At 72.2% G+C, this 11,203-nt stretch carries 6 protein-coding genes and 1 pseudogene; 6 read left to right on the top strand and 1 reads right to left on the bottom strand.

What is annotated here, in order from left to right:
• Positions 1–452 (top strand): annotated as a pseudogene (locus tag F7R91_RS30335) (IS5 family transposase); the annotation flags it as partial.
• Positions 453–813: 361 nt separating this feature from the next.
• Here F7R91_RS30335 and F7R91_RS30330 read toward each other — a convergent pair.
• On the bottom strand, positions 814–2,172 hold the full coding sequence (locus F7R91_RS30330; protein WP_150953954.1) for a hydrolytic protein: 1,359 nt from the start codon (positions 2,170–2,172) through the stop codon (positions 814–816).
• Positions 2,173–2,426: 254 nt separating this feature from the next.
• Between F7R91_RS30330 and F7R91_RS30325 the strand changes: the two genes are divergently transcribed.
• The 5 genes from F7R91_RS30325 to F7R91_RS30305 all read left to right on the top strand — a co-directional run bounded on the left by F7R91_RS30325 (position 2,427) and on the right by F7R91_RS30305 (position 11,181).
• On the top strand, positions 2,427–3,116 hold the full coding sequence (locus F7R91_RS30325; RefSeq protein ID WP_150953998.1) for a helix-turn-helix transcriptional regulator: 690 nt from the start codon (positions 2,427–2,429) through the stop codon (positions 3,114–3,116).
• Positions 3,117–3,377: 261 nt separating this feature from the next.
• The gene (locus F7R91_RS30320) at positions 3,378–6,500 is read left to right on the top strand and encodes a DUF11 domain-containing protein (protein ID WP_225320864.1); all 3,123 of its coding nucleotides are present in this window, start codon (positions 3,378–3,380) and stop codon (positions 6,498–6,500) included.
• Positions 6,497–7,204 carry a DUF4255 domain-containing protein gene (locus F7R91_RS30315; protein WP_150953948.1) on the top strand — a complete coding sequence of 236 codons (708 nt, stop codon included), beginning with the start codon at positions 6,497–6,499 and terminating at the stop codon, positions 7,202–7,204. Before F7R91_RS30320 ends, F7R91_RS30315 begins: the two co-directional genes overlap by 4 nt.
• A 236-nt stretch (positions 7,205–7,440) precedes the next feature.
• The gene (locus F7R91_RS30310; RefSeq protein ID WP_150953995.1) at positions 7,441–9,495 is read left to right on the top strand and encodes an AAA family ATPase; all 2,055 of its coding nucleotides are present in this window, start codon (positions 7,441–7,443) and stop codon (positions 9,493–9,495) included.
• A gap of 273 nt (positions 9,496–9,768) precedes the next feature.
• Complete coding sequence (locus tag F7R91_RS30305; RefSeq protein WP_150953945.1) at positions 9,769–11,181, top strand: eCIS core domain-containing protein; 1,413 nt, start codon at positions 9,769–9,771, stop codon at positions 11,179–11,181.
• The last annotated feature ends 22 nt before the right edge of the window (positions 11,182–11,203 follow it).

Here is an 11,203-nt window from a genome sequence, read left to right as displayed (position 1 = left end):
GGGCCCAGCCCGGTCGACCGCGCACGGCCGGGCAGCAAGCACCACGTCATCACCGACGCCCAGGGCATCCCGCTCGCGGTGTCGCTGACCGGCGGCAACCGCAACGACGTCACCCAACTCCTGCCCCTGCTCGACAAGATCCCCGCCGTCGCCGGGACCGTAGGCCGGCCCCGACACCGGCCCGACGCGCTGCTCGCCGACCGCGGCTACGACCACAACAAGTACCGGCGCCTGCTGTGGGCCCGGGCATCCGCCCGGTCATCGCCGAACGAGGCCAGCCCCACGGCTCCGGCCTGGGCATCTTCCGGTATGTCGTCGAACGCACCATCGCCTGGCTGCACGGCTTCCGCCGCCTGCGCATCCGTTGGGAACGACGCGACGACATTCACGAGGCATTCCTCGGCCTCGCCACCTGCCTCATCACCTACAGACACGTCCAACGCCTTTGTTAGGACCTCTAAGTCACCGGATCCTCGGCATCCCGGAATGAGTCAAAGATCTTCTCTTTCGGTGATCTCGGCAGGTGTTGGCGGGTTCATGTGGTGCTCTGAACGGCAGCTTTGAAAGCGTTTCGGTCGCCTGTATGTAATGCGTAGGTCACCCTGCTGTTTCTTGGGGGGCCTGCTGACGCTCGGGTCAGTAAGGCGGCCATCTCCGCGCTGCGGCTCGTGCCTCGCTGGCGTCGTGGCGTGACACTTGTTACTGGAGAGTATTTTCGGACCAGAGTTGTCGGTTTCCGGTCGGAAATAGATGCAGCTATTTACGCAGGACGACCAAAGCGATCGACAATGTCCCGGGATCGGAAGACCAGATTCACTGCGTGGTACGGCTGAGCACTCCGCTCACGTTCAGGACCTCGTGGCACTCCTGCGCCTGACGGCCCGTGGCCGGTGTCCCAGGCTTCGCGCAGGTCACGTCGATGGTCACGGTGTCGTTCTCAGGGATCTTGATGGGAGTCACCCAGTGATAGTCCTGGTTGCGGAAGGTCTCCAGCGCGATCGTGGTGATCTTCCGGTCGCCGAAGGTGATCGTCATCACCCCTTCGTCGCCCTGGAAGTTGGCGACCACGATGTCCGTGATCCCGAACATGCTGTCCTTGGGCACCTTGTACGTGCCGGTCCTGGTCTCGCCGCTCGACGTCTTCAGGTCGATGGTCGCCGAACTCTGCCGGCCGCCGCCGGCGGCCGAGGTGCCGTCGCCGGTCGAACCGTCTTCACCGCCCGATCCGGCCGGTGCCCCCGACTCCTGTCCGCCGCCGGGCCGGGAGTCCGAACCACCGCTGGTGTCGGCGCCCGGACCTTGTTCCCCGGGGGGCGTGGGACGCGGCTGGACCGCCTCGTTGGCTGCTTCCTTGGCGGCGCTGCGCACGACCGGACGGACCAGGGCGAACCAGGCGAGCAGCAGCGCGAGCAGTGCCGCGAGCAGCGCGAGCAGCCACTTCGGGAAGATCGGGATCTGGACGAACTCCGCGTCCAGCGGCGCCCGTACGGCGGGGTCGTCCCACCGGGGCTGCTCCTCCGTCCGGTCACCGGTCTCAGCGGTCTCTGTGGTCTCTGTGGTCTCGACCGTGAACGGCCACACCACGGGGGTGCCGAACCACACCGGCTTCGCCGTGCGGACCCGCAGCCCGGCCTCCGCCGACTCGCCGGGCTCCAGCTTCGGCTGTGCCGGGTTGAAGGCGAATCCCAGCTCCTCGCCCGCCTGACCGGGGGTGAAGCCGACCTGCACCGGGGTGTTGCCCTGGTTGCGCACGGCCAGCCGGTAGCGGCCGCGCAGCCAACCGCGCCGGCGGCGCGGGGCGATCTCGGTCTGCAGCTCGTGGAACGGCTCGACCTGCACGGTGGTTTCCAGGACCCGCACCGACTCGGGGTGCTCGGTCGGCAGGACGCGTACGCCGAGCGGCTTCTCGCCGGCCCGGATCTCCGGGGAGCGCGGCGGCGCCAGACGGATCGTCACCGTTTCCGAGGTGCCGGGGTACAGCGACACCCGCGTGGGCTCGACGGTGGTCCAGGGGGCGCAGTCCCCGACGACCTCCAGGCGGTACGCCTCGACGATGTCGCTGTCGTTGCGCACGGTCAGGCTGGTGGTGGCGATGTCACCCGGCGCCACCGTCACGGCAGGGATGTCGAGGCCGGGCGCACCCGGGCCGGAAGAGGCTGCAGAAGGGGTCACGCCACCACGCTAGGGATCTGCCGGGGAGTGCCACGAGGAACGCGAGGGCAACACCCGGGCAGTCCCGGTGCCCGCAAAGTCGCCGTCAACTCCCCTGTAACAGCGAGCTGTTGATGTGGCCCGCCGCCTTGCGCGCGCCGCCGTTCCCCGGTGGTTCGCTCCGTTCCTGCACCCTCCCATCCCCCCATGAACTCACGAAACAGGTACCACCCATGTCCTCCGAAGAGAAGTCCGAAGAGGAGAACGGCACTGCCATGCCCGACGCCAAGTTCCGTGTGCCCTTACAGACCCGGGTCACGCACCGGGCCGCCGGCCCCGGTCGCCCCACCCGGGTGACCGTGGCCGTCTACGCCGCCGATCCGGTCCTGCGCGTCGGAGTGGTGCAGCAGCTGCGGCAACGCCCCGAGGTCGACCTGGTCGACGCCGACGCGGGCGCGGCCGAGGTGTCGCTGGTGGTCGTCGACAAAGTCGACGACGAGTGTGTCGCCCTGCTGCACCGGCTGCGGCACAACAACGCCACCCGCACCGGCCTGGTGATCGGCACGCTCGGGGCCGGAGCGCTGCAACGCGTCATCGAGTGCGGTGTGGCGGCGGTGCTGCGGCGCATCGAGGCCGACCAGGACCAACTGCTCCATCTGGTCCTGGCGATAGCCAACGGCGAGGGAGTGCTGCCCGGTGATCTGCTCGGCAAGCTGCTCTCCCACGTGGGCAGCCTGCAACGCTCGGCGCTCGACCCCGGCGCGCTGTCCCTGTCCACGCTGACCACGCGCGAGGCGGACATGCTGCGCCTGGTGTCGGAGGGCCTGGACACGGCGGAGATCGCCCGCAAGACCTCGTACTCCGAACGGACCGTCAAGAACGTGCTGCACGAGATCACCACGCGGCTGCAACTGCGCAACCGGGCCCACGCGGTCGGCTACGCGCTGCGCAACGGGCTGATCTGACAGCCGAGTCGACGGCTGATCCGACCGAATCGACTGCTGGTCCGATCCCGAACCGACGGCTGGTCCGACGCCGGCCGGGAACCCCGCACTGCCCGAAAGCGCAACCCGCGCTTCCCCCGGGTACGGACCCGCCGCCCTGCCGCCCCGCGAGCGGGCGGTGCACGGTGGCGGGGGCACATCCAGACGCTGCACCAGACTGCGAAGGGGACCGTGATGGAAACCGCTGGCCCCGGCGGGCGGTACCGCCTGGGGAGACTCGGCATGTCGTTACTGCTGCTGCTCCCGCTGCTCGGGGCGACGGCGGCCGCCGGGCCGGGCAGCACCGTGCCCCGGGCGAAGGCCGACGCCGACGCCGCGGACACCCGGGTCGCCTACGCCGGCACCCGGCACCGCAGTCTCGGCCGGGTCGCCACCACCACCTCCAGCACACCGCTGTTCGGTGCGGGCCCTGCCCACTACGACGTCCAACCGTCGGCCCTCGGCGACCAGATGGTCTTCGCAAGCCGCCGCGACGACAAGAACCCGCAGATCTACCTGCGGTCCGCCGACGGTTCGGTGCGCAAACTCACCACGGGCCGGGACGCGGCGCACCCGCGGCTGACGCCGGACGGCCGGGCCGTGGTATTCGACTCGGCCGAACCCGGCGGCCCGGACGGCGGGACCCAGCGCGACCTGTGGCTGGTGCGCACCGACGGCACCGGCCTGACCCGGCTGACCGACACGCCCGCCGACGAGGAGTGCCCGACGGTGTCCCCGGACGGGCAGCGCATCGCGTACTCCAGCGACAGCAACGCGCTGGTCGGACAGCAGATCTACGTACGGCCCCTGACCGGCGGCACCGCCACCCGGATCACCGACCCCGCAGGCGGCGCGGCCACCGAGCCGGTGTGGAACCCGGTGAACGACGGCGAGAACCGGAACTGGATCGCGTACACCGCCACCACCACCGTCGACGGGCAGTCCGTGCCCCGGCTGCGGGTGACGGACGGCACCAGCGACGAACCGCTGCTGGGGGGCGCGCAGTCACAGTGGCGTGCGCACGGGGCAGCGTGGCTGCCCGACGGCGACGGGGTGCTGTTCCTGAGCCCCGAGATCACCTGTGAGTGCGAGGGCGACTGGGACCATGTGTTCCGGTCGACCGCCCACTCCGCCGACACCCCCTCGCTGGTGCTCAACGAGAACCGGGAGGTCCTCTCGCCCACCTGGCTCGGCCCGCTCGACGGCGGCGGCGCGGTGGTGGAGCGCACCTCGGCGGCCGACCCGCACACGGTGACCCTGCAGGACGCCCGGATGGACGGAACCGACCCGCGCGACCTGGGATTGACGATCCTCGACGAGGACCCGGCGGCCGACACCAACACGGATCCCGCCAAGGACCCGCTGTTCCGGCCCGCGTCCGGGTACGACCCGTGGACGGAGCGGCAGAACTACACCCCCGACGGCCGCCGGATCGTCGTGACCCGCTTCGAGGACACCCAGAACGGCCGGATCGAACGGATCTGGATGGTGGACGCCGACGGCTCCAACGCGGCCCCGCTGCCGCTCGCGGGACGGGGCCCGACGGACTGGGACACCGATCCGACGTTCTCCCCGGACGGCAAGTACCTTGCCTTCACCCGGACTTCGCCGGGCGGAGTCGGGGACGCCGCGGGAGCCAGCCGTATCCTCATCGCGGACGTGGCCACCGGCGCGATCACCGGCGGGATCACCCCGCCGGCGGGGCAGCTCCAGGGCCAGGACGCCCAGCCCACCTGGTCCTCCGACGGCACCACCCTGGCCTTCACCCGCAACACGGAGATCAACGGGGGCGGCGGCAACAAGCACATCTGGACCGTGCCCGTGAACAACCTGGCCCGTCAGCTCGACCTGAGCGCCACGAACTGCCCGGGCGACTGCGAGGTCATCGACGACAGCCCGGCGTTCTCCCCGGACGGGCTCGGCATCGCCTTCAACCGCAAGAACGGCGGCGGCCGGATCGACGAACGGAACGGCATCCTTCTCACGTCCGTGTCGGGCGACGAGTGCCAGGTGCTGCTGCCCGCCGCCGCCCGCGACCTGCCCGGCGCCTGCGGCCGGGAACTGCCGGAGAACACCGGCCCGTTCCAGCCCCGGGACGCCGCCTGGACGGCCGACGGCAAGGGGCTGGTGATCAGCGCCCGCCCCAGCCGTCCGGTCAACACCCCCGAGAAACTCAAGCTCCTGGACATCGCGTCCGGCAAGCTCACGAAGCTCACGACCGAGCTTCCGGGCCGGCAGAAGGAACCCAGCGTCCAGCAGTCCGTCGACCTCGCCGTCAAGGCGCCCGGCACCGTCCCGGAGGTGACCGTCGGCGACTCCACCACGGTCCGCGTCGACGTCGTGAACAACGGACCCGCCGCCTCCCCCGGCACCCGGCTGACCATCGCCCCGCCGTCTAGCGTGCGCGTCACCCGGATCACCTGGTCCGGGGGCACCTGCGCCGCCGCCTCCCTGCAGTGCGACGTCGGCGTGGTGCCGCCCGGCACGACTGTTCCGGTGAACGTCACCCTCACCGGGGTCACCGCAGGCGACGCGCCCGTCGACTGGTCGGTCACCGGCACGGTCCTGGATCCGCGGCCCAGCGACAACGCGGGCCGGACCGTGGTGCCGGTGCGCGAGGCCACGCCGCCCCCGACGACGCCAACTCCCCCGACGACGCCAACTCCCCCCACGACGCCGCCCGCGCCGCCCACCGTGCCACCGGAGCCGGAGGAGCCGAAGGCCGGGCCCGGGGTGCGGGTCAGGGCCCAGCCGAACCCCGGATATGTCGGCGGGCGGGTCGTGGTGACGTACACCGTCCGCAACGGCCGTAACGCACTCGCGACCGGGCTGCGGCTGCGCGTCGGCCTGCCCAAGGGCATCCCGAACAGCGGGCCGCCGGCGGGCTGCGACCGCTCGTGGGTGTGCGCGCTGCCGGACCTGACGCCGGGCGCGAGCACTGTCGTACGCATCGTGCTCAGCCCCGACAAGGCACTGACCGGCCGTGTCACCGGCGTCCTCACCACCACCGGGACGGACGCCGACAAGGGCGACAACACCGCACGGCAGCGGCTGCGCATCCTGCAGCCGCGCATCATCGCGGTGCCGGACATCGGCAAGCCCGGGTTTGTCACCTCGGTGCGCGGCAAGGACTTCCCGCCGGGCGCGCCGGTGCGGTTCACCTGGAAGCCGGGGATCACCGCGGCGGCGGCGCCGACCGTTCCGAAGCCGGACGGCACGTTCATCGGCCAGCTGCTCATCCTCGCCAAGGACCAGACGGGACCGCGCGTCATCACCGCCAAGGGCCCCGGGTTCTCGCCGGTGACCACCGACTTCCTGGTGGTCAGCGGCAGCGTGCAGCCGCCCGACGAGGTGACCCGCCGGTGATCCACGAGGTCGACGAGGGGCTGCGCCGGCTGCTCGGCGAGTCCGGCCTGGAGGCGTCGGGGGTCGACGTGGTCTTCGACGCCCCCACCCGGGACTGGGCGGCGCGCCGCAGCGCCCCGACCGTGTGCGTCTTCCTGTACCACATCCGCGAGGACGCCACCCGGCGCGGCAGCGGCGCCGGGGAGGTGTACGACGACGACGGGCACCTGGTGGCGCGGCGCAGTCCGCCGCGCTGGTTCGGGCTGACGTACCTGGTCACGGCGTGGGCGAGTCGCCCGCAGGACGAACACCGGCTGCTCTCGCAGGTGCTCGCCTGTCTGGTGGCCAACGACACGCTTCCCGCGCGGCTGCTCACCGGCACGCTCGCCGAACTCGGCCTGACCGTGGGACTGGACACCGCCGGGGCCGCGCTCGACGCACCGGCCGCCTCCGACGTGTGGTCGGCGCTCGGCGGGGAGATGAAGGCCTCCCTCGCGGTGCGGGTGCGGGCACCGCTCGCCGGTGTGACCACGGCCGCCTCACCACCGGTCACCGAAGGCCTGGTCGTCCGTTCCGCGGCCGGGCGCGAGGGCGAGGAAGTGACGTCCGGGCGCCGGTTGCGCTACACGGAGGTCGGCGATCCGGGCCCGGAGGGCTTCACCGGCCCGCGTGAACGGCCTCCCGCCCCCGCCCGACGCCGCCGCCGGGGGGACCGCCAGCCGTGACACACACCGCCGAAGATGTCGCGGACGTCCGAGCCGAAAGCGAAGCGGAGGTGGCCGGCCCCTCCGGTACCGAAGCCGACGTGGCTGCCCACAGCGCTGTCCAACCCGGCGCCGGCGCCGGCGCCGAGGCCGTCCCGGACGACGTGGAGCGCACCGCCGAACCTGCGACGGCCGCCCGAACCGACGTCCGCCCCGATGCCGATGCCGATGCCGATGCCGAAGCCGTCTCCGCCGACGTGGACCACCTGTGGACGCGGCTTCGCGTGGTCGAGGAGCGCGTGCGGCACGCGGTGGCGGCCCGCCGGGCCGGCGACCCCGACCCCGACGACCCGTACCGGGGCCAGTACCTCACCCCCGAGGCGGCGGCCCGCATCCTGGACGAGCCGGGCGGCCTCGACGTACCCGCGCACGATCCGAGGCAGCCGCCCGCCGGTTCCGTTCTCGACGGCCTCGCCCGGAGGTTCGGGCTGTCCCCGCTCGACCTGGACCTGCTCCTGGTCGCGCTGGCACCCGACCTCGACGCGCGGTTCGAGCGGCTCTACGGCTACCTCAACGACGACCTGACACGACGGCGCCCCACGGTCGGGCTCGCCCTGGAACTGTGCGGGCTCGCCGGGGCGGCGTCCGCCCGGTTCCGGCTTGCTCCGGGCGCCCCGCTGATCGCGGGCGGTCTGGTGGAGGTCACCGAGCCCGAACGGCCACCACTGTCACGGGGGTTGGCGGTCTCCGACCGGGTCACCGGGCATCTGCTGGGCAGTGCTCGGCCCGATGCCCGGCTCGCCGGGATGCTCGGCGAGGCCCGTGAGGACCCGACCGCCGAGGCGGCCGACGTCCACCGCACGGCGGCCGCGGCCGGCACCGGCGTCGGCCTCGTTCATCTGCGGAGCCGGGGCGGCGATGCGGCGGGTCTCGCCGTCACCGCCCTGCGCGCGGCCGGGCTGCAACCGCTCGTCCTGGACGCGGTGGCCCTGGCCCGGCGCTCGGCCGACGTACCGGAACTCGCCCGGACGGCCGCCCTCGAAGCCCGCCTGACCGGCGCCGGAGTCGTCCTCGGCCCCCTGGAGACGCTCCCCGGGGAACCCGTCGAACGGGCCCGCACGCTCGGGGCGTTGTGCGCGGCGCTGCGGGGCATCCCCGTGATCACGCACGGCACCGTCGGCTGGGCCCCGGAGTGGGCGGCCGACACCCCCGTGGTCCTGACCGTGCCGGCGCCTTCGCCCGAACGGCAGGCCGCGCGCTGGCGGCACGCCCTCGCAGGGGCAGCCGACGACATCTCGGGTGACGACCTCGCGACCGGTGACGTGGAAGCGCTCGCCGAGGCGGTCGCCGCGCACCGCCTGGACGCCGGGCAGGTGCGCCGCGCTGCCGACGTGGCGGTGCGCACGGCTGCCCTCGCGGGCCGCCCGGTCGGCCCCGACGAGCTGCGCACCGCCGTACGTGCCCAGAACGGCGCGGGGCTCGAACGGCTCGCCCGCCGGGTGGAGCCGGGCGTCGGCTGGGACGACCTGGTGCTGCCGCCGGCCACCCACCGGCGGCTGCGTGAACTCGCGCTGCGCGCCCGCCATCGCGAGCAGGTGCTCGGGCAGTGGGGGATGCGGCCGGGCGGCGGCCGGGGGCGCGGCGTGATCGCGCTGTTCGCAGGGGAGTCGGGCACCGGTAAGACCATGTCCGCCGAGGTCGTCGCCGCCGACCTGGGCATGGACCTGTACGTGGTGGACCTGTCCACAGTGGTGGACAAGTACGTGGGGGAGACCGAGAAGAACCTGGAGCGGATCTTCACCGAGGCGTCGGCGGTCAACGCCGTGCTGCTCTTCGACGAGGCCGACGCGATCTTCGGCAAGCGCTCGGAGGTGAAGGACGCGCACGACCGGCACGCCAACATCGAGTCGGCGTACCTGCTGCAGCGCATGGAGTCCTTCGATGGGATCGCGGTGCTGACCACCAATCTGCGGGCCAACCTGGACGAGGCGTTCACCCGACGGCTGGACGTGGTGGCGGACTTCCCGGTGCCCGACTCCGGCCAGCGGCTCGCCCTGTGGGAGCGCTGCCTGGGCGAGCGGCTGCCCCGCGCCGACGACCTCGACCTCGCCTTCTGCGCGGACCGCTTCGAACTCGCCGGCGGCTCCATCCGCGCCTGCGCGGTGACCGCGGCCTACCTCGCGGCGGAGACCGGAGAACCGCTCACCATGCGGCAGGTGGTGACGGCGGTCGCGCAGGAGTACCGCAAGCTCGGACGACTGGTTCTGGAGAACGAGTTCGGGCCGTATCTGGCGGAGGTCACCGGCTACTAGGCCGTGTCTTCGTCGTACCTGGTGGTCATCGCGCGGCGCGCTCCATCCGCGCCTGCGCGGTCACCGCGGCCTGCCTTGCGGCCGGGGGCGAGTTCGGGCCGTATCCGGCCGTGGCCGGCGGGATCTGAGGGCTCGACGCCGGGTACGTGAGGCCCGGAGCGGGGATCGATCGGGACAACCCCGTTGCCTGAAGGGGCAGAGTTCCGCAGCGGCCCCACCAGGGGACCCGAGGGTCTGGTACCACGGGTCTTGACCCTGTGGAAAGGACTGCGGATGCGTGCCCACGAACAACCGAAAGAGGCCGACGGGCAGGGGAACGCGAAGGCGCGGTCGGCGGCACCGGCGGCGAGTGTCCTGGGACAGTCCGCCGCCGGGGCGACGACACCGGCCGGGTTCCTGGCTCTGCAGCGCTCCGTGGGCAACGCCGCCGTGGTACGGATGATGGTACGGGAGCGGCACACGCACACCGCGAAGTGCGGCCACCCCCGGGACCCACAGGCCCTGCAGCGTCGCGCGGCGCCGAAGGACGCGGGGGACGTGGACATACCAGTGCAGCGCCGTGCGCGCGTGCACGACGTCCTGAAGTCCCCGGGGCGTCCCCTGGCGGAATCCGTTCGGAAGGAAGCCCAGAGCCGCATGGGAGCGGACTTCTCCCAGGTACGGGTCCACGACAACAGCGACGCCCGCGCGTCGGCTGCCGACATCGGCGCCCGCGCGTACACGTCCGGCCAACACGTCGTCCTCGGTGACGGCGGTCGCGACAAACACACCCTGTACCACGAACTGGCGCACGTCATCCAGCAGAGCCAGGGCCCCGTCGAGGGCACCGACATGGGTGACGGTACGCGGATGAGCACCCCGGGCGACCGGCACGAGCGCCAGGCGGACGCCTGGGCCCACAGCGCCCTGTCCCGGCCGGTCTCCGCCGTGCAGCGTGCCCTCGCGCACGAGGGAGACGAAGCCCACGGGCAGCACCAGGGTGACGGGCCGGGCGTGGTGCAGCGGATGACCAGGGCGAGCACGAAACGCACGAAGGACAGCCCGCCGCCCACCGACCCGCCCCCCGCCAAGGGCGGACGGCGGACCACCAGGTCCAGCGGCAAGAAGGCGGACCTCAGCAGGCCGGTCCTGACCTTCGAGTCCTCGTACGACGGGGTGGGGACGCAGCGGCTGGCCGACAAACAGCGGATCGGGTTCGAGCAGGCCGCCACGCTGAGCCGCCCCGACGGGGCACCTCAGAGCACGGCGTACTACTACCACTTCTGGCAGGAAGTCAGGGACGAGTTCGTATCGACGGACGAGAGCGGCAAGGAATACACGACGGCCCTCGGGGATTGGAAGCAGGACCTGAACTACTGGCCGCCGTACAACAACGCGGTCATCGACAACACTCCGGGATCGATCACCTTCAACGACAACCCCGGCTGGTCGACCGACCGGCATATCGAGTCGGGGCAGTGGCTCAAGTCCTACCAGGTCAGTTTCCGCTGGAAGGTCGCGTACGCCAACGGTGCGTTCCGTCGGGGTGCGAACGGCACCGTGGCCGACTGGACCAGTCCGGCGGTGACCCACACGATGACCTCCGAGTTCGACCAGGCCAACCCCGACACCGAAGCTCCGGTCGTGGCCAACGCCGCGGGATCACGCCGTTGGACGGTCAATCTGCCGGCCCGGGAAGAGGGCTGAGCGGTGCGATTACCGGTCACGG

It is taken from the genome of Streptomyces luteolifulvus (genome assembly GCF_008806595.1).
GTDB lineage: Bacteria > Actinomycetota > Actinomycetes > Streptomycetales > Streptomycetaceae > Streptomyces > Streptomyces luteolifulvus.
The sequence above is the reverse complement of the archived record's forward strand: the minus strand, read 5'-3'. Positions and strand labels throughout refer to the sequence as shown.

Bases quoted from the DNA above. Each gene is read 5' to 3' on its own strand.
- F7R91_RS30325 (WP_150953998.1), top strand. From the start codon at position 2,427: ATGCCCGACGCCAAGTTCCGTGTGCCCTTACAGACCCGGGTCACGCAC.
- F7R91_RS30320 (WP_225320864.1), top strand. From the start codon at position 3,378: ATGTCGTTACTGCTGCTGCTCCCGCTGCTCGGGGCGACGGCGGCCGCC.
- F7R91_RS30305 (WP_150953945.1), top strand. From the start codon at position 9,769: ATGCGTGCCCACGAACAACCGAAAGAGGCCGACGGGCAGGGGAACGCG.